The organism is Tessaracoccus flavescens, from assembly GCF_001998865.1.
Taxonomy (GTDB): Bacteria; Actinomycetota; Actinomycetes; order Propionibacteriales; family Propionibacteriaceae; genus Arachnia; species Arachnia flavescens.
The window spans coordinates 3,462,349-3,480,777 of sequence record NZ_CP019607.1; the positions used below are offsets into that span (position 1 = coordinate 3,462,349).

Below are 18,429 nucleotides of genomic sequence, written 5' to 3' on the forward strand. Positions count from 1 at the left end.
CCGGGCACGCGCCTGCGATGCCAGGTGGCGGTCAGCGGGAGAGGACTCCAGCGAGGCGCGTCATCGAGCCGCCGAGGCCGAGTTCCTCGGTCAGCTCGGCGACTAGGTCCTCCCGGACCGGCCCGCGTGTGAGGGCGGGCAGGCGGAGGGTGTCGACGGCGGTGACGACCTCGCGGGCCCTCGCGAGGTAGTCGACGTCTGCCAGCAGCTTCGTGCGCATCGACGGCGACATCTTCGTGCCGGAGTCGACGGCGGCCTCGACCATCGCCTCGAGGCTCGGGTAGGTGCTGACAAGGCTCGCCGCCGACTTCTCGCCGATGCCCTTCACCCCGGGAAGGCCGTCGCTCGGGTCCCCGCGCAGGACCGCGAAGTCCACGTAGCGGGCCGGGTCGAGGTTGTACTTGGCGGAGAGCACGTCGGGGGTGACGAGTTCGTGCTTCGCCACCCCTCGCGCGACGTAGACGATCGAGGTGTCGTCGTCGACCAGCTGGAACAGGTCGCGGTCGCCGGTCACGATCAGGCTGGTGCCGTCGTGCTGCCGGGCCAGGGAGGCGAGGACGTCGTCGGCCTCATGCTCGGCCGCACCGATGATCTGGATGCCGAGGGCGTCGAAGCACTCGCGGATCAGAGGCACCTGGACGGCCAGCGCGTCCTCCACCAGCTCGGCCTCAGCCCCAGCGACCTCGACGACCCGGTGCGTCTTGTAGCTGGGCACGAGATCGACGCGCCACTGCGGGCGCCAGTCGTCGTCCCAGGCGCAGACGAACGCATCGGGGGAGTACTGGTCGAGCAGCCGTGAGATGAAGTCGAGCGTCCCGCGCACCGCGTTGACCGAGCGACCGTCCTTCGCATGGAACGAGTCGGGAACCCCGAAGAACGCACGGAAGTACAGGTACGAGGTGTCAAAGGCCATCAACGTGCTCACCCGGACATCGTGGCACACGACGGCCTACGGGTAGGCTTCGTGCGTGCTGACCCGCCCAACGTTCCCGCCGCTGATCACCGCGCTGCTGGCCGTCGCGACCGGACTGCTGCTCGGAGCGGGCCACGCCCCCATGGGTGTGTGGCCGGCCACGATCGCTGGCGTCGCGCTGTTCACCTGGCTCATGGCCGAGTTGAGGGGGAGGGCCGCCTTCGGCTGGGGCTACCTCGTCGGGCTCGCGCTGAACACCCTGACCGTCGCCTGGGTCTCAGTGCTCGGCGTGTGGGTGGCGGTCGCCCTGATCGCGTTCATGTCGCTGTGGTGGGGCCTCCTCGGCCTGGTCGTCTCGCGACTCGTGAGGCTGCGCGCCTGGCCGTTCCTCGTCCCGGCGGCAGTGGTGGCCGTCGAGTACGGATCGGGGAAGATCCCTTTTGGCGGGTTTCCCTGGACCCGGCTGGCCTTCACCACGATCGACCAGCCCATGAACGGCTACCTCTCCTGGGTCGGGATGACCGGCGTCAGCTACCTCGTCGCGCTCGTCGCCTGCCTCCTGCTGTGGGCCGTGGTCTCCAAGGAAGTCCGCCTGCGCAGCGTCATCGCCGTCGTCGCGGTGTTGGTCGTCGGAGGACTGCTCAACCTCGTGCCGCTCGCCGCGCCGGAGCACACCGTCACCGTCGCCCTTGTTCAGCCCAACGTGAACCGGGCAGAGAAGGGCACCTCCAGCTACGCACGCTCCGTCACGAACAACGCGCTGAGCGAGACGATCTTCGCCGCGGCCGAGGCACGGACCGCCGGCCACGACCTCGATTTCGTGGTGTGGCCCGAGAACGCCACCGACATCGATCCCGTCCTCGACGCCGAGACCCGCCGCCTCGTCGAGGTGTCGACGGCGATCGCCGGAGTGCCGATCTTCGTCGGAGCCGTCACCGACGGCGACCTGCCAGACACGCGCCAGACCTCGAGCATCTGGTGGGACCCTGAGGCCGGGCCGGGTGCCAAGTACCACAAGCGCAACCTCGTGCCGTTCGGCGAGTACATCCCCTTCCGCCAGCAACTGCTCCCCGTGCTGCCGATCCTGCAGCAGGTCGGCCGCGACTCCATCCCTGGCGAGGGGATCGGCGTGGTCGAGGTATCCAGCCCCGACCAGCCGTATCTGAAGGTCGGCACCATGATCTGCTTCGAGCTGGCCTACGACGACACCGCCTACGACCTGATCCGCGGGGGAGCGCAGGTGATCCTCTCGCAGTCCAACACCAACACCTATGCGGGCACGCTCGAGCCGCACCAGCAGCTCGTGATGAACCGGGTGCGGGCCATGGAGACCGGCCGTGAGGTGCTCGCCGCGACCCTCAACTCGTACTCCGCGGTGATCGACGCGCGGGGCCGGATCGTCGAGCAGACCCAGGAGCTGGAGGCGGACACCCTCTTCGCGACGGTGCCGCTGCGCTACAACGTGAACCTGTCCGTGCGGCTCAGCCCCTGGTTGTCCTGGCTGGCCGTCGGTACAACCTTGGTCGCTCTTGGCCTCACGTACCGCCGGAAGCCTTCGCCCGACCGGTAGCATTGATTCGAAGTCCTCGAACACCAAGGAAGCACATGACCTCGCAGGAAGCCCTCGGACGGGTGCTCGTGATCATCCCGACCTACAACGAGTCCCAGAACATCGAGAGCATCACGAATCGTCTCCGCCGCTCGGTTCCCGAAGCCGACATCCTGATCGCAGACGACAACTCTCCCGACGGCACCGGCGACATCGCCGATCGACTCGCCGCCGAGGACGATCACATCAAGGTCATGCACCGCAAGGGCAAGGAGGGCCTAGGTGCCGCCTACCTCGCAGGCTTCCACTGGGGCCTCGACAACGGCTACGGCGTGCTCGTCCAGCACGACGCCGACGGCTCCCACCAGCCCGAGGAACTGCCACGGCTGCTCCAGGCGCTTGCCGACGGTGCCGACATGGCGAAGGGCTCGCGCTGGGTCAAGGGCGGATCGGTCGTCAACTGGCCGAAGAGCCGCGAGTTCATCTCCAAGGGTGGCTCGCTGTGGACCCGCCTCTGGCTCGGCATCCCCGTCAAGGACGCCACCGGCGGCTTCAACGCCTACAAGGCCGACACCCTGCGCGGGATCAGCCTTGACGAGGTGGCCTCGGCCGGCTACTGCTTCCAGATCGACCTGGTCTGGCGCACGCTGAAGAACGGCTTCAAGGTCGTCGAGGTGCCGATCGAGTTCGTCGAGCGCGAGTTCGGCGACTCCAAGATGAGCAGGAACATCGTCATCGAGGCGCTGATCCGCACCACCCTCTGGGGCATCGAGCACCGGATCAACCAGGCAACCGGCGCCATGCGCAGGGCGATCGGCCGCGGAAAGAGCTGAATGCCATGGCACAGCGCCGCGGAAACCTCTGGCTTGCTCTGACCGGCCTCGGCCTCCTGCTCTACGTGGTCGCCGAGGTGGCCGCGCTGATCTGGGTCGCCGGGGAAATCGGGTGGTGGACGCTCCTGATTCTGCTCGGTTCCAGCCTCATCGGCATCTTCCTGCTTCAGCGCGAGTGGAAGAAGGCGTGGGGCGCTCTTTCCGAGTCGCTCGGGACGGGGCAGCTCCCGTCGGGTCAGTTGGCCGACGCAACGCTGATCCTGATCGGCGGCACCCTGCTCGTGCTCCCCGGCCTGCTCTCCGACATCGCCGGTGCTCTTCTCCTGTTGCCGTTCACGCGGCCGTTCGTCCGTTCCGCCGTCTCCTGGTGGGCCACACGGACGCTGCAGCGCAACGGCATGGCTCCGGTGGTGATCAAGGGAGAGACGGTTCAGCAGCCCGACACCATCATCCCTGGGATCAGCCCGGCGAAGACCGACGACGAGACGACCGTCGTCGAGGGGACCATCATCGAGCCAGGCGACCCGCGCACCTGAGCCACGACACGACAAACGCCCGCCCGGCCGATGGCCGTGGCGGGCGTTGACGTTGAATCAGTAGATCCGGTCGGACTCGCGCAGCTTCGTCAACTGTTCCGCGAGGATGTCCTCCAGTTCGGGGATCGAGCGCCGCTCGCGCAGCATGTCCCAATGGGTGCGCACGGGCTTCTCGACCTTCTCTTCTCCGACCACTCCATCAGAGCGCGTGGCCATCGAGCCACACTTCTTGCACTCCCACTTGGTGGGGAGTTCCGCTTCGACGGAGAAGGTCACGGTGAAGTGGTGCCCCTTGGGGCAGTCAAACGCAAGGCTCTGGCGCTCTGCGAACTCGACGCCCTGCTCGTCCTCAAACGTCTTCGAGCCGAGGCCGACTCCACGTAGTGCACGATCTGCCATCATCCCTCCTTCGTACTCCGATGTGTACAACGATTCGGAGGGCCGAATCGTTCCCTACTGAGTAGACCACATCCCTCTGGCGCGCAGCACTTCTTTGAGAGAATCGGGGCGGTCTGTGATGATGCCGTCCACACCCCAGTCGATCAGGCGATGCATCGTGGTCGGGTCGTCGATCGTCCAGACGTGGATCTTGCGGCCTGCGGCATGGGCGCGGGCGATGTTCTGCGGCGTGACGATGTCGACGCTGACCGGTCCGACGCTGTGCCTGAGCGGCACCTGGTAGATCTGGCCGCCCTTGGAGATGCGTCCGAGCGTCAGGGCAGCGGTTCCGGCCGATGAGACGGAGGTCGGCACGCGGGGCAGCAGAGTGCGGAAGCGCTTGATCCGGGGCCTGGAGAACGAGCCGACGCACACGCGCCGCTCCGCCCCGTGGCGCCGGATGGCCTCAGCGAGCGGAGCGACGGCCGGGTCATGCTTGAGGTCGATGTTGAAGTTGGCCTCAGGGAACGTTTCCAACAGCTCATCCAGCGACGGGATGGGCTCGCGTCCGCCCACCCTGATCTCCTCGATCTCGGTGCTGCCCAGCTGATGCAGTGATCCTTCGAAGCCGGTGACCCGCTCGAGCTTGTCGTCGTGGAAGGCGAAGAGACGACCGTCCGCGGACGCGTGGACGTCGGTCTCCAGGTAGCGGTAGCCGAGTCTGACGGCGTTGCTGAACGCGCGGGTCGTGTTCTCGATGCCCAGGTTCGCGGTGAGCAGCGAACCCCCACGGTGGGCCATCGCAGTGAACTGCGGGGACGTGTAGTCCGAATACACCTCGGCCATGGGTTCGGAGTCTATTGCTGCGAACGGGGTTTTCGCCAGCGTGTGCCTTCAGTGCCCATATCCGACGGTGGGGGATTGCGGCCAGACCCGGCCAGGGTCAAGATTGCGCAGTGACCTCAGTCGTGTCCATCCAGTCAGCCGTCGCCTACGGCCACGCGGGCAACTCGTCTGCGGTCTTCGCCCTGCAGCGCACCGGTGTCGAGGTCTGGCCCGTGCACACCGTCAACTTCTCCAACCACACCGGCTACGGCTCCTGGCGCGGCAAGGCGATCCCGGCGGAGGAGGTGTGGGACGTCGTCCTCGGCATCGACGAGCGCGGTGCCTTGGAGAACACCGACGCCCTGCTGTGCGGCTACCTCGGGACGCCTGAGGTCGGGCGGGTCATCCTCGACGCCGCCGAGCTGATCCGCGGCAGGAACCCACAGGCGGTGTTCTGCGCCGACCCGGTCATGGGCGACGTCGACACCGGCTTCTACGCGGCTCCGGGGATCCCGGAGTTCTGGCGCGACCACGTCGTGCAGGCCGCCGACATCATGACGCCGAACCTGTTCGAGCTGCAGTTCCTCACGGGTCGCACCACCACGACGCTCGACGAGGTCGTGGCGGCGGCGCAGGACCTTCGAAGGCGGGGGCCCGACGTGGTGCTCGTCACGTCGGTCGTCGGTGCCGACATGGGCCCGGACGCCATGCGCCTGCTCGCGGTGGGGCCAGGAGGCGTGTGGCTCGTCGAGACGCCGGTGCTGGAGCGCAAGTTCACCGGCTCGGGGGACGTCACGACTGCGCTGTTCCTCGCCCGGTGGCTGCGCTCAGGCGACCTCGCCGACGCGCTTGAGGCGACGGCATCGGCCACCTACTCGCTGTTGGAGGCCACATCCGCGGCCGACCAGGCCGAACTCAGGCTGGTGGCGGCGCAGAACGACCTGGTCGACCCGCGCTTCACCTTCCGGGCCGTGCGGCTGGACGAGACTCAGTCCTCGGGCACGTAGCCGAGGTTGGGGGAGAGCCACCGCTCAGCCTCGGCCTGCGTCCAGCCCTTGCGGCGGGCGTAGTCGGCCACCTGGTCGCGCTGCAGCCGTCCGACGACGAAATACTGCGACTCCGGATGGGAGAAGTACCAGCCCGACACCGCAGCTCCCGGCCACATGGCCATCGAGTCGGTCAGCTCGATCCCGGTGGTCGCCGTGACGTCGAGCAGGTCCCAGATGGTGCGCTTCTCCGTGTGCTCGGGGCAGGCCGGATAGCCGGGCGCGGGGCGGATGCCGCGGTAGCGCTCCGCGATCAGAGCCTCGTTGTCGAGCGTCTCGTCGGCCGCGTAGCCCCAGAACTCGGTGCGCACGCGCTGATGCAGTCGCTCGGCGAAGGCCTCGGCGAGGCGGTCGGCGAGCGACTCGAGCAGGATGGCCGAGTAGTCGTCCAGGTCGGCCTTGAAGGCCGCGATCCGCTCACCCGTGCCGTGTCCGGCGGTGACGGCGAAGGCGCCGACATGATCGGCAAGGCCCGTCGACTTCGGAGCGACGAAGTCACCGAGCGAGCGGTTCGGGACGCCGTCGCGGTGCTTTCCCTGCTGGCGCAGGTTGACCAGGCGGGCGCGGACCTCGGTTCGCGTGTCGTCGGTGTAGACCTCGATGTCGTCGCCCACGGAGTTTGCCGGGAAGAGGCCGAACACCGCGTCGGCCTTCAGCCACTTCTCGGCCACGATCCTGTCCAGCATCGCCTGGGCGTCGTCGTACAGCTTGCGGGCCGCCTCGCCGGAGGCAGGGTTGTGCAGGATGTCGGGGAAGGACCCCTTCATCTCCCACGCGTTGAAGAACGGCTGCCAGTCGATGAAGTCGCGCAACTCGCCGAGGTCGTAGTCGGTGAGCACATGCACGCCGGGGTCGCGGGGGAGCGGGGGGACGTAGCCCTCCCACTCGATGGGCGTGCGGTTGGCGCGCGCCTGCTCGAGGGTGACAAGCGGCCGCTCCTGCTTGGTGGCGTGGCGCTGCCGCAGCGAGTCGTAGTCGGCCTTCAGGTCCTCGAGCAGCTTGGGCCGCAGCGACTCGTTCAGCAGGGACGCCGCGACGGGGACGGACCGTGAGGCGTCCTTCACCCAGACCACTGCGCCGTCGTAGCGGCCGTCCACCTTCACGGCCGTGTGCGCGCGTGACGTGGTCGCGCCGCCGATCAGCAGCGGGATCGTGAAGCCCTGCCGCTGCATCTCGGAGGCCACGTTGACCATCTCGTCCAGGGACGGGGTGATCAGGCCGCTGAGGCCGATGATGTCCGCGTCGACCTCGCGTGCGGTGTCGAGGATCTTCTGGGCGGGCACCATGACGCCGAGGTCGATCACCTCGTAGTTGTTGCACTGCAGCACGACGCCGACGATGTTCTTGCCGATGTCGTGCACGTCGCCCTTCACGGTGGCCATCACGATGGTGCCGTTGGTCTCCTTCGCGCCGGCCAGCGACGGGTCCTCGGCCTTCTCCTGTTCGATGAACGGGATCAGGTAGGCCACGGCCTTCTTCATCACGCGAGCGCTCTTGACCACCTGCGGCAGGAACATCTTTCCTGCGCCGAACAGGTCGCCGACGACGTTCATGCCGTCCATCAGCGGTCCCTCGATGACCTCGATGGGGCGTCCACCGCGGGCCTTGATCTCCCGACGAAGCTCCTCGGTGTCGGCCTCCGCGTAGGCGTCGATGCCCTTAACGAGGGCGTGGGTGATCCGCTCGGCCACCGGAAGGGAGCGCCATTGCTCCGCGCGCTCCTCGGTCTCGCCGGCCTTCCCACGGAACCGTTCGGCCAGGGCGAGCAGGTTCTCGGTGGCGTCACCACCGTCGGCAGGCGTGCGGTTGAGCACGACGTCCTCGATCGCCTCGCGCAACGCCGGGTCGACCTGGTCGTAGACGACGAGCGCTCCGGCGTTGACGATGCCCATCGACAGCCCTGCCCGGATCGCGTGGTACAGGAAGACCGCATGGATCGCCTCCCGGACGGCGTTATTGCCGCGGAAGGAGAACGAGACGTTGGAGATGCCGCCGGAGATCAGGGCGCCTGGCAGGTTCTGGTGGATCCAGCGCGTCGCCTCGATGAAGTCGAGTCCGTAGTTGGCGTGCTCCTCGATGCCGGTCGCGACGGCGAAGACGTTCGGGTCGAAGATGATGTCCTCGGCAGGGAAGCCCTCCTCCTCGACGAGGATCGTGTAGGCGCGCCGGCAGATCTGCTTGCGGCGCTCCAGGCTGTCGGCCTGGCCGTCCTCGTCGAAGGCCATCACGACGACGGCGGCTCCGTACTTGCGGCAGAGGCGGGCCTGCTCGCGGAACTCCTGCTCACCGGACTTCATGGAGATGGAGTTGACGATCGGCTTGCCCTGGATGCATTTGAGCCCTGCCTCGATGACCTCCCACTTCGAGGAGTCCACCATGATCGGCACCCGGCTGATGTCGGGCTCGCCCGCGACCAGCTTGAGGAAGCGGTCCATGGCTGCGACGCCGTCGATCATGCCCTCATCCATGTTGACGTCGATGATCTGGGCGCCGTTGTCGACCTGCTGTTTCGCGACCGACAGCGCCGTGTCGAAGTCGCCGTCCTTGATCAGGTTGCGGAAGCGGGCCGAGCCGGTGATGTTGGTGCGCTCGCCGACGTTGACGAACAGCGAGTCGTCAGTGATCGTGACCGGCTCGAGACCGGCCAGCCGCATGGCGGGTGCGATCGTGCCGGGTGTGCGTGGGGCAAGCCCTTCGACGGCGTCCGCGATGGTGGCGATGTGCGCAGGCGTGGTGCCGCAGCAGCCGCCGAGCAGGTTGACCAGCCCTGACTCGGCGAACTCGCGCACGACCTCAGCCATGTGGTCGGGGGTCTCGTCGTATTCGCCGAACGCGTTGGGAAGGCCTGCGTTCGGGTAGCACGAGACGTAGCAGTCGGCCACGCGGCTGAGCTCCGCGACGTACTGGCGCATCTCGGCCGCCCCGAGGGCGCAGTTCAGGCCGACGGCGAGGGGGCGCACATGGCGGATCGAGTTCCAGAACGCCTCGGTCGTCTGTCCTGAGAGCGTGCGCCCGGAGGCGTCGGTGATGGTGCCGGAGATGATGACGGGCCATCGGCGGCCGCGTTCCTCGAAGAGCGTCTCGACGGCGAAGATGGCGGCCTTCGCGTTGAGGGTGTCGAAGATCGTCTCGATCATCAGCAGGTCGGCGCCTCCGTCGACGAGCCCGCGGGCCGCCTCGAGGTAGGCCTCGACGAGCTGGTCGTAGCTGATGTTGCGGGCACCCGGGTCGTTGACGTCGGGGGAGATCGACGCCGTCCTCGTCGTCGGCCCGATGGCACCTGCCACGTAGCGGGGCCGCTCGGAGGTTGAGTGCGCGTCGGCTGCCTGCCTGGCCAACCGGGCCGACTCGTAGTTGAGCTCGTAGGCCAGTTCCTCCATGCCGTAGTCGGACAGCGAGATGGCGTTCGCGTTGAACGTGTTGGTCTCGATCAGGTCCGCGCCTGCGGCGAGGTACTCCTCGTGGATGCCGCGGATGATGGTGGGCTGGGTGAGGGTCAGCAGGTCGTTGTTGCCCTGGACGTCGCAGGCCCACGCGGCGAACCGCTCGCCCCGGTAGCCGGCCTCGTCCGGACGGTCGCGCTGGATCGCGGTGCCCATGGCTCCGTCGATCACGAGGATCCGCCTGCGGAGCGCCTCGGTCAGTTCACCGGTCGCGTCGGGGCGGATCTGCGGCTCGAGCGTGGTCTGGACAGGCATGAAAGAAAACCCTTCCCTCGGAAGGCGTCCTTGGATTTCGCCGAGCGTGGCGGGCCCTGCCCGCTGCAACGCCTCTCGGTGGCACACAGTCTAGGGCGAAGCCGCGGCCCCAGTCACGGCCGTTCGCTGTGCGAGGACGAGACGATCCCCGGGAGCCACGGCTTCGCGGCTACCCGGGGAATCGGACGTGCTGAGTCGGGAGAGGCTCAGTCGTCGGTGGTGACGTCGCCCCAGAACACGTTGATGTTGGCGCCCAGTTTGTTCAGCCGCTGCGGCAGGTCCTCGTAGCCACGGTTGATCACGTAGACGTCCATCAGGTTCGTCGTGCCGCGGGCCGCGAGCGCGGCGAGCAGGACGCAGACCGCTGGGCGCAGGGCGGGAGGCGAGTCGATCTGCCTGCCGCGCCAGTTCGTGGGGCCGATGATCAGGAGGCGGTGCGCGTCCATCAGTTGGATGTTGGCGCCGAGCTCGGTGAGCTTCGACAGGTGGATCGCCCGGTTGTCGTAGACCCAGTCGTAGATGATCGACTGGCCGGTCGCCGTAGCGCAGATCACCGCGAAGAACGGCAGGTTGTCGATGTTGAGGCCCGGGAACGGCATCGGGTGGATCTTGTCCAGGGGCGCGTGCAGCTCGGACGGCTTGACCGTTACGTCGATCAGGCGGGTCTTGCCGTTGTGGCTGGTGTACTCCTCGGAGAGCTCGAAGACCTGGCCCATCTCGTCCAGGACGGCGAACTCGACCTCGAGGAACTCGATGGGGCAGCGGCGCACGGTGATCTCGGACCTGGTCACGATGCCCGCCGTCAGCAGGCTCATCGCCTCGATCGGGTCCTCGGAGATGTAGTACTCCACGTCGGTGTCGATGTTCTCGACGCCGTAGATGGTCAGCGTGGTGGTGCCGATGCCGTCGATGCGGACGCCGAGGCGCTCGAGGAAGAAGCAGAGGTCCTGCACCATGTAGTTGCCGGACGCGTTGCGCAGCGTCGTGACGCCCGGCGTGCGGGCGGCGGCCATGATCGCGTTCTCGGTGACGGTGTCGCCGCGCTCGATCAGCGTGACGGAGCGTTCGTCCTCCTTGTCGCGGTTGACCACTGCCTGGTAGTTGCCCTCCGTCGCGGTGACGCGAAGGCCCATCTTGTGCAGCGCCGCCATGTGGGGATGGACGGTGCGCGCGCCGAGGTCACAGCCGCCGGCGTAGGGGAGCTTGAAGTCGTCGAACTCGTGCAGGAGGGGGCCGAGGAACATCAGGATCGAGCGGGTGCGACGGGCTGCGCGCTCGTCGATCGTCTCCGGAGTGAGGCGCGCGGGGCGCACGATCTCCAGGTCGTTGCCATCGCCGATCCAGGTCAGCTTCACCCCTATCGAGGTGAGCACCTCGCTGATCCGGTCGACCTCCTCAATGCGCGCGATGCCGCGAAGCACGGTGCGGCCGTGGTTCAGCAGGCTGGCGCACAGCACCGCCATGGCGGCATTCTTCGAGGTTCGCACGTCGATTTCGCCGGAGAGGGTCGTGGGGCCCTGGATCTCGAAGTTGACCGCTCCCTGGGTCGCCGTCTGGATCAGCGGCATCTCCAACGCCTCGGCGAGGCGGTTGATCATGCTCAGGGAGAGGTTCTGCTGACCGGTCTCGATGCGGTGCACGGCACTCTGGACGGTGCCGAGTTCCTCGGCCAGCTTCTTCTGCGACCAGCCACGGGCTGTGCGGGCGTCGCGGATCATGCGGCCGATTGACTCACTCGTTGCGCTCATCAGGCCAGACTATCTCATCTGTGAGATAAGGTGCGGCTTGTCAGGGCAATTGTGTGTCGGCGGGCACGAGATCTGGGCACTACAGTAGGCCACATGAGCTCAGAATTTGACGTCGTTGTTCTCGGCGCCGGTCCTGGCGGCTACGTCGCTGCCATCCGCGCCGCCCAGCTCGGCCTGAAGGTCGGGATCATCGAGAAGCGTTACTGGGGCGGTGTCTGCCTCAACGTCGGGTGCATCCCGACCAAGTCGCTGCTGCGCAACGCGGAGCTGGCGCACATCTTCAACCACGAGGCCGACACCTTCGGCATCGAGGGGGAGGTGACCTTCTCGTACCCGAAGGCCTTCAAGCGCAGCCGCGCCGTGTCGGACAGGATGACAAAGGGCGTCCACTTCCTGATGAAGAAGAACAAGATCACCGAGATCGACGGTTGGGGCACGTTCGTCGACGCCAACACCATCGAGGTCGAGTCCGACTCCGGTGAGAAGCAGCGCGTCACGTTCAAGAACGCGATCATCGCCACCGGCGCAACCACGAGGATGCTGCCGGGAACCGAGCGTTCCGCCAACGTCGTCACCTACGAGGAGCAGATCCTCGCCGACGACGTCCCCGGGTCGATCATCATCGGCGGCTCCGGCGCGATCGGCACCGAGTTCGCCTACGTGCTCAGCCAGTATGGCGTGAAGGTCACCATCGTCGAGTTCCTCGACCGCATGGTGCCGACCGAGGACGCCGAGGTCTCGGCAGAGCTCGCCAAGGCATACAAGAAGCTGGGCGTGAGCGTCCTCACCTCGACGAAGGTGGAGGGTATCGAGGACACCGGCTCCGGCGTCCGCGTCACCGTCAGCCCTGCGCAGGGCGGCGAGCAGCAGGTGCTCGAGGCCGACCGCTTCCTGTCCGCCGTCGGCTTCGCGCCGCGCATCGACGGCTACGGCCTCGAGAACACCGGCGTCGAGCTCACCGAGCGCAAGGCCATCGCCATCGACGACCAGATGCGCACCAACGTCGCCAACATCTTCGCGATCGGCGACTGCACCGGAAAGCTGATGCTCGCCCACACCGCCGAGGCCCAGGGCGTCCTCGCCGCCGAGGCCATCGCGGGGGAGGAGACGCACCCGATCAACTACGACATGATCCCGCGCGCCACCTACTGCCAGCCGCAGGTCGCGTCGTTCGGCTACACCGAACAGCAGGCCAAGGACAAGGGCTACGAGGTCAAGGTCTCGAAGTTCCCGTTCGCCGCCAACGGCAAGGCGTGGGGTCTCGGCGACGGCTCCGGCTTCATCAAGATCGTCGCTGACGCCCGCTACAACGAGCTGCTCGGCGCCCACATGATCGGCCCCGACGTCACGGAGCTGCTGCCCGAGCTGACCCTCGCCCAGGCCTACGACCTGACCGCGGACGAGGTCGGCCACAACATCCACGCGCACCCGACGCTCTCCGAGGCCATCAAGGAGGCCGCAGAGGGCATCGCGGGCAAGATGATCAACTTCTGATCCCACACCCGACGGCGGCGCGACCTACCAGGGCGCGCCGCCGTTTCGCGTTCCCGTCCACGCGCACCGAACCACGGGTTAGCGTGAGGCATGAGCACGGCACATGACTTCTTCTCCGAATACACGAAGGCCCTCCTCGCGCGTGACGCGGACCGGATAGCCGATCTGTACGCGGTGCCCGCGCTGATCCTCTTCCCTGGAAGCTCGACACCGGTCAGCGACCGGGCGCAGACGCGCGACTTCTTCTCCTCGGCGATGGGTCAGTACGACGGTGTGGAGGTCGCGCGACCCGAGATCGACGTGGTCGCGGCCACAGACAACTCCATCTGGGCCGACGTCACGTGGCACTACCACCCAGGGGCGGCACCCGAGCGGAACATGTACCAGCTGATCCTCGACGGCGAGAAGTGGCGGATCGCCGTGCTCACCCCGCTGCTGCTCTGACCTGGTGTCCGACCGGCGGTTGGCGGCATCGACTACCGTCGAGGGCAACATCCGCGGTTGGAAGGAGGGCTCCTGATGGCTCCCGCACGCACTGCCCGTCTCGTCGTCGCGCTGCTCGGTCTCATTGCTGGCGTCCTGCTCACCGCCTGCGATCCTCCGGTCGGTTCGACGCCGTCGCCACAGCCGAGCGCGCCCGCCAGCCCGTCGCCGTCGGACGCACCAGTTCCGAGCACGCCCCAGACAACGCGCACACCCAACATCGTCACTGATCCGGTCCCGATCCCCAGCGTGGCTCCCGAACAGTCCTGAGCGGTCAGCCTGGTGAGGACTCCCAGGCGTGCCGCACGAGCTCGCGCAGCACGGCTCCGTCGATGTGGTCGAGGTTCGTGACGTACAGGCAGCTGACGCCCCGCCGGTGCGGGCCGAGCCGGGCTACGGGACCAGGTCGTGCTGTCGACGAAGTTCGGGTTCCAGGACGTCAACGTCCCGGATCGCGAGGCGTGGGAGCCCAAGGGTGCGGCCCGCTACATCCGCGGCGCCGTCGAGGACTCGCTGCGTCGGCTGCAGACCGACCGACCGGATCGACCTGCTGCAGATGCACTCGCCCGATCCGGAGACCCCGATCGAGGACACCCTCGCTGCGCTGACCGAACTCGTCGGAGAGGGGAAGGTGCGCTACATCGGCCACTCCAACTTCACGCCCGAACAGGCGGTCGAGGCCGCCGAGGTGGCCACGCGCGACGGCTACGAGTCGTTCATTTCGACGCAGAACGAGTACTCGCTCGTCTCGCGGGAGTTCGAGGTCACCATGCAACCGGTCGCCATCGAGTACGGGCTGGGGGTCTTCCCGTACTTCCCGCTCGCCAACGGCCTGCTGACCGGCAAGTACACCCGCGAGGGCGGGGGAGAGGGGCGGCTCCGCACGCTGAAGCCCGCCCTGCTGGCCGACACCGACTGGGACCAGCTCGAGGCGTATCAGCGCATCTGCGACGAGGCGGGCCACTCCATGCTCGACGTCACGTTCCAGTGGCTGCTCGCGCAGCCGAACATCTCGTCGGTGATCGCCGGTGCGACCCGTCCGGAGCAGGTGGCACGGAACGCGCAGGCAGGGTCGGCCGAGGTGCCGCGCGATGTGCTCGTCGCGGTCGACGATCTCTTCGCCAGGTGAGCGCGATACCTACTACCTCACGATCTGGGGCAGTGGAGAACGCCATGCACATCCAGGATCTGTTCCCGCCGGCTCCGCGGCCGTCGCTCGCGCTGAAGCTGGCCCGCGCAACGGCCGAGGCGCTGCTCGGTGAGCCGCCGCCTGCCCAGTGGCCCGATGTAGAAGCTGTGCTGATCGCGACCGGACGCGTTCGCGTCCCGGAAGACGCGCCAGGCCTCGCGGATCGGCTTGCGGCGTTCGGCTAACCTCAGATCGTCCGGAACAGCGGCTCTCCGGCCCTGACATAACCGCCGATCACGTCCGAGGATGTCGTGTCGGGCGCCTGATCCATCAGCACCACGAGCACCGTGCGCTCCATGCCGTCGGCAGTGATCGCTGCGGGATCCCATTCGACGATCGGCGTGCCTGCGGTCACGGTCGAGCCCTGCTCGGCGAGCACCTCGAAGCCCTCACCCTTGAGCTGCACGGTGTTGATCCCGACGTGCACCAGCACGCCGACGGCGCCGTCGACGAGCAGAATGAAGGCGTGTGGATCGAGCTTGAGCAACATGCCGTCGGCCGGCGCGACTACCAGTTGCATGCCGTCAGGCGGCTCGATGCCGACGCCGGGGCCGACCAGCTGGTCGGCGAACGTGGGGTCCTTGACATCCTTCAGCGCGAGGACCTCGCCGTCGCACGGTGCGGATACCTGCACAGTTGCTCCCAACATCGTAGTTGTGCCACGACATTATCGTCTGCAGGCTTGTTCCGGCACCCGGGAGCCGGATAACCGAGCCGGAGGAACTCGCCCGGGCGCGTGTCCGATAAGCCACATTATGTCATTACGGGGCCCTGGTCCTCGTGCCCGACCACGGCGCTATGTCTGATCCCACCAAACCAGGCCACTCTCCCACCAAAGATGGGCTACTATAGTTGTGTCCACGATTCCCGTGTTTCCTGGCCACTGAGGAGACTGCATGGCAGGACGGACGCAGCCGACGTACTTCAACGCCGCTGACCACACCGTCATCTCGTACCGAGACGCCGACGCATCCGTTGAGCGACCGATCAGCGCTGACTTGGCGACGATCCCGTTCGAGGATGCGCCGCCCGCACGCTCGGTGCCGTCGTGGAAGGGCAAAAACGTCTACGAGGGCGACTATTGGGCCGCGACCACCAGAGGGTTCGTTCACCACGAATCCTTTCTAGAGCGCGAGTACCTCATGGCCGCTGACTTCGATCCGTCGATCCTCGCCTTCTGCTGGCAGCCGTTCGTCCTGAAGTGGCCCAAGGGCACCAAGGGGCATCGCGGCCATGTCCCCGACTACTTCTGCCGCATCGACAACGGCGACGGCCTCGTGGTTGACGTGAAGCGCCCGGACAAGGTTGAGGCCAATGCTCAGCAGTTCGCCATGACGCGGGAGGTGTGTGAGCAGGTGGGTTGGAAGTACGAGGTCTTCACCGGACTGCCCGAGCCTCGCCTGAGCAACATCACCTTCCTGTGCGGGTTCCGTCAGGACCGCTACTCCCCTGGTGCCGAGAACGTGGCCGCGCTCATAGATGCGTTCACCCCCGGGACCTCGCTGGAGGCAGGTGTCCGTCGCGCTGTGCGCGCTACCGGACGGCCTCGGCCTGTTGTCCACGGCAACGTCCTTCACCTGCTCTGGCACGGCGTCTTGGCGGTCGATCTGGACGCACCGCTCGATCTTTCCTCCTTCGTGGCTGTGGCGACGGCGGTGGCCGCATGAAGTCAGTCCGCCTGTTCGACTACATCGCCTACGACGGCGACTCCTACCAAGTCATCGCTCAGGACGGTGCCCGGCTGGCGCTGAAGTCCCTCACGACCAACCGGGTCCGTCATGTCGGCGTGGCTGACCTCCTTGCCGATGACTCCTATGAACCGGACAGCCCGGACCGGCTCCCGGTCTTGGACGACGTGGCCGTGCTGGAGACGCTGGACGGCCAGACGCGCGAGGACACGCTCTGGCTGTACGGCCACGTCCACGAGATCGTCAACGGCACCCCTCCCCTGGCTCTGTTGAACGGCGAGGAGATCACGCCCAGGGCGCAGTATGCCCCCGAAGCCCCGTTGCTGGAGAAGATCACTGCCAAGGCCGAGGAGTTGTCCTCCACGGATCGTCCGTTGTCGGCCCGGGCGCTGCGACGCCACGTGAGCGCCTATCGCAAGCGTGGGGTCGTGGCGCTCGTTGATGGCCGCAAGGTCAGAAGGGCCGCTCCGGGACGTGACCAAGACCCGCGACTGGTGGAGATGATCCGGGAGGAACTTTCGGCGCAGCAGGACATCAGCACAGGGAGGAAGACCCGGGTGATCACCCGGGTCCTGACACGGGCCGAGGCGTTCAACGCGGCCCAGAAGGAGGCAGAAGCGAACGGCCTCGCCCGCGACCAGGAACCCATCGAGTTGCCGTCGCGGACCACTATGTACCGGCTCGTGGATGCCCAAGTAGGGACCCGCCACTCGTTCGGGGACGCCACTCTCCGCCGCACGCAGGCCAACCGCCCCGACCGCACCTACGGTCGAAGGACACCACTGCGCCCGGGAGAACTGGTGGAGATCGACTCGACCAAGTTGGACCTGATGGTGGTCTTCCCGGACGGGACCACGGGCCGACCCGAACTCACGACGATGATCGACGTGGCGACAGCAACCCCCACCGCCGCGATTCTCTTCCCTGAATCCACCAAGGGCATCGACGTGGCCGCGCTCGTCTTGGCCCGTTCGCTGACGCCCTTGCCCATGCAGCCGGGTTGGAACGAGGAACTTGCCCTCTCGCGTTCAGTGCTGCCCGCCGACATGATCGAGCCGGACGAGACGCTGCGAGCCGCCATCGCTGCCCGGCCCCTCATCTACCCCGAGACCATCACCATCGACCGGGGCAAGGTCTACACGGGCTCGGTCTTCCAACTGGCGTGCGAGCGGCTCCAGATCAGCGTTATCCCCGCACCCCCGGGCACCCCCACGGCCAAGCCGCACGTGGAGAGGCAGTTCGGCGCGGTGCACGATGGCTTGATCCAGTACCTGCGTGGGTACGTGGGCCGCAGCGTGAACCGCCGTGGTGAGGACCCGAGCGCCGAGGCGTACTGGACTCTCTCCCAGTTGCAGAGCATCCTCGACTCCTGGCTGGTGCAGCACTGGCAGACCACCCCTCGGAAGGGGCTGACGGTCCCCGCCATGCCGAAGAAGGCGCTGTCTCCGAACGAGGCGTACGCGGCGCTCTCAGGCATCGCCCCGACGCCTGCGGTCGCCCTCACCCGGGACGACTACATCAGCCTCCTGCCCATCGACTTCCGCTCCATCCAGCCCTACGGCATCAACCACTCCGGGCTCATCTACGACGCCCCCGAACTGCACCCGCTGCGCGGCCAGAAGTCGGGTCTGGGGGGACGGGCCAAGGACGGCTGGGAGGTCCGTTACGACCCTGCACGGATGAATATGATCTTCCTCCGGGACCATCGGGCGGGGCGCTGGATCGAAGCGCACTGGCTCTTGGACGACAAGGCCCTCGCGCCGTTCTCCAGCGCAGTCCTGGAGGCCGCACGCAAGGCTGTGGCGCGCAGGGACGAGACCACGCCGCAGCACAAGGTCCTGGAGGAGATCATCCGTATCCAGAGTGGTCTGGATGTGACCGGGAAGGAGCGCTCAGCGGCTCGACGCAGATCAACCCCCACGGTGCCGGACCTTGCTGTCCCTGAAGAGACCGAGCCGGTTGAGGTACCGACACCGAAGCCTTCGCGCATGCCTGAGAAGAGAGCACGCGCACTACCCGATCTACCCGACCGACTGCTGTGAGGAACCC

At 67.1% G+C, this 18,429-nt stretch carries 16 protein-coding genes; 10 read left to right on the forward strand and 6 right to left on the reverse strand.

The window, feature by feature from the left end:
- Nucleotides 1–31: 31 nt before the first annotated feature.
- Nucleotides 32–925, reverse strand: coding sequence for a 5'-3' exonuclease (locus BW733_RS16725; protein WP_237268245.1), 894 nt, complete (start codon nt 923–925; stop codon nt 32–34).
- A 43-nt stretch (nt 926–968) separates the two neighbouring features.
- Here BW733_RS16725 and lnt point away from each other — a divergent pair, with 43 nt between their 5' ends.
- Genes lnt through BW733_RS16740 form a run of 3 tightly spaced genes read left to right on the forward strand, consistent with a single transcriptional unit; the run spans nt 969 to nt 3,831 of the window.
- Entirely contained in the window at nt 969–2,483 is a 1,515-nt protein-coding gene (gene lnt, locus BW733_RS16730; RefSeq protein WP_077352311.1) for an apolipoprotein N-acyltransferase, read from the forward strand.
- 35 nt (nt 2,484–2,518) lie between these two features.
- Nucleotides 2,519–3,295, forward strand: a complete 777-nt coding sequence (locus BW733_RS16735) for a polyprenol monophosphomannose synthase (protein WP_077352313.1) — start codon at nt 2,519–2,521, stop codon at nt 3,293–3,295.
- Nucleotides 3,296–3,300: 5 nt separating this feature from the next.
- On the forward strand, nt 3,301–3,831 hold the full coding sequence (locus BW733_RS16740; protein WP_077352315.1) for an FxsA family protein: 531 nt from the start codon (nt 3,301–3,303) through the stop codon (nt 3,829–3,831).
- Nucleotides 3,832–3,888: 57 nt separating this feature from the next.
- Here BW733_RS16740 and BW733_RS16745 read toward each other — a convergent pair whose 3' ends face one another.
- Together BW733_RS16745 and BW733_RS16750 are read right to left on the reverse strand one after the other, a co-directional pair.
- Nucleotides 3,889–4,230 (reverse strand): RNA polymerase-binding protein RbpA, encoded by a 342-nt coding sequence (locus BW733_RS16745; protein ID WP_077352317.1) that lies wholly within the window; start codon nt 4,228–4,230, stop codon nt 3,889–3,891.
- 54 nt (nt 4,231–4,284) lie between these two features.
- The gene (locus BW733_RS16750) at nt 4,285–5,055 is read right to left on the reverse strand and encodes a glycerophosphodiester phosphodiesterase family protein (RefSeq protein WP_077352319.1); all 771 of its coding nucleotides are present in this window, start codon (nt 5,053–5,055) and stop codon (nt 4,285–4,287) included.
- Between the two features lie 110 nt (nt 5,056–5,165).
- Here BW733_RS16750 and pdxY point away from each other — a divergent pair, with 110 nt between their 5' ends.
- On the forward strand, nt 5,166–6,041 hold the full coding sequence (gene pdxY, locus BW733_RS16755) for a pyridoxal kinase PdxY (RefSeq protein ID WP_077352321.1): 876 nt from the start codon (nt 5,166–5,168) through the stop codon (nt 6,039–6,041).
- Here pdxY and metH read toward each other — a convergent pair.
- Nucleotides 6,023–9,778 carry a methionine synthase gene (gene metH, locus BW733_RS16760; protein WP_077352323.1) on the reverse strand — a complete coding sequence of 1,252 codons (3,756 nt, stop codon included), beginning with the start codon at nt 9,776–9,778 and terminating at the stop codon, nt 6,023–6,025. The two genes, pdxY and metH, sit on opposite strands and share 19 nt — an antisense overlap.
- A gap of 206 nt (nt 9,779–9,984) precedes the next feature.
- Nucleotides 9,985–11,529, reverse strand: a complete 1,545-nt coding sequence (locus BW733_RS16765; RefSeq protein ID WP_418361349.1) for a helix-turn-helix domain-containing protein — start codon at nt 11,527–11,529, stop codon at nt 9,985–9,987.
- Between the two features lie 90 nt (nt 11,530–11,619).
- Here BW733_RS16765 and lpdA point away from each other — a divergent pair, with 90 nt between their 5' ends.
- The 4 genes from lpdA to BW733_RS16785 all read left to right on the forward strand — a co-directional run bounded on the left by lpdA (nt 11,620) and on the right by BW733_RS16785 (nt 14,877).
- Nucleotides 11,620–13,020: a dihydrolipoyl dehydrogenase gene (gene lpdA, locus BW733_RS16770; protein ID WP_077352327.1), complete on the forward strand. Its 1,401-nt coding sequence runs from the start codon at nt 11,620–11,622 to the stop codon at nt 13,018–13,020.
- Between the two features lie 90 nt (nt 13,021–13,110).
- Nucleotides 13,111–13,464 (forward strand): DUF6841 family protein, encoded by a 354-nt coding sequence (locus tag BW733_RS16775; protein ID WP_077352329.1) that lies wholly within the window; start codon nt 13,111–13,113, stop codon nt 13,462–13,464.
- Between the two features lie 514 nt (nt 13,465–13,978).
- Nucleotides 13,979–14,632, forward strand: coding sequence for an aldo/keto reductase (locus BW733_RS16780; RefSeq protein ID WP_152024775.1), 654 nt, complete (start codon nt 13,979–13,981; stop codon nt 14,630–14,632).
- 32 nt (nt 14,633–14,664) lie between these two features.
- Complete coding sequence (locus tag BW733_RS16785) at nt 14,665–14,877, forward strand: hypothetical protein (RefSeq protein ID WP_077352333.1); 213 nt, start codon at nt 14,665–14,667, stop codon at nt 14,875–14,877.
- A gap of 2 nt (nt 14,878–14,879) precedes the next feature.
- On the opposite strand, the gene BW733_RS16790 is transcribed toward BW733_RS16785, so the two are convergent.
- Entirely contained in the window at nt 14,880–15,326 is a 447-nt protein-coding gene (locus BW733_RS16790; protein ID WP_202970237.1) for a PTS sugar transporter subunit IIA, read from the reverse strand.
- 262 nt (nt 15,327–15,588) lie between these two features.
- Here BW733_RS16790 and BW733_RS16795 point away from each other — a divergent pair, with 262 nt between their 5' ends.
- Together BW733_RS16795 and BW733_RS16800 are read left to right on the forward strand one after the other, a co-directional pair.
- The gene (locus tag BW733_RS16795; RefSeq protein WP_077352337.1) at nt 15,589–16,359 is read left to right on the forward strand and encodes a TnsA-like heteromeric transposase endonuclease subunit; all 771 of its coding nucleotides are present in this window, start codon (nt 15,589–15,591) and stop codon (nt 16,357–16,359) included.
- A complete protein-coding gene (locus BW733_RS16800; RefSeq protein WP_077352339.1) occupies nt 16,356–18,422 on the forward strand; it encodes a TnsB C-terminal domain-containing protein in 2,067 nt (688 codons plus the stop codon). Before BW733_RS16795 ends, BW733_RS16800 begins: the two co-directional genes overlap by 4 nt.
- Nucleotides 18,423–18,429 lie beyond the last annotated feature (7 nt).

Coding starts and splice junctions, on each gene's coding strand:
- BW733_RS16735 (WP_077352313.1), top strand. CDS start 2,519: ATGACCTCGCAGGAAGCCCTCGGACGGGTGCTCGTGATCATCCCGACC.
- BW733_RS16740 (WP_077352315.1), top strand. CDS start 3,301: ATGGCACAGCGCCGCGGAAACCTCTGGCTTGCTCTGACCGGCCTCGGC.
- BW733_RS16745 (WP_077352317.1), bottom strand. CDS start 4,230: ATGGCAGATCGTGCACTACGTGGAGTCGGCCTCGGCTCGAAGACGTTT.
- BW733_RS16750 (WP_077352319.1), bottom strand. CDS start 5,055: ATGGCCGAGGTGTATTCGGACTACACGTCCCCGCAGTTCACTGCGATG.
- metH (WP_077352323.1), bottom strand. CDS start 9,778: ATGCCTGTCCAGACCACGCTCGAGCCGCAGATCCGCCCCGACGCGACC.
- lpdA (WP_077352327.1), top strand. CDS start 11,620: ATGAGCTCAGAATTTGACGTCGTTGTTCTCGGCGCCGGTCCTGGCGGC.
- BW733_RS16775 (WP_077352329.1), top strand. CDS start 13,111: ATGAGCACGGCACATGACTTCTTCTCCGAATACACGAAGGCCCTCCTC.
- BW733_RS16795 (WP_077352337.1), top strand. CDS start 15,589: ATGGCAGGACGGACGCAGCCGACGTACTTCAACGCCGCTGACCACACC.
- BW733_RS16800 (WP_077352339.1), top strand. CDS start 16,356: ATGAAGTCAGTCCGCCTGTTCGACTACATCGCCTACGACGGCGACTCC.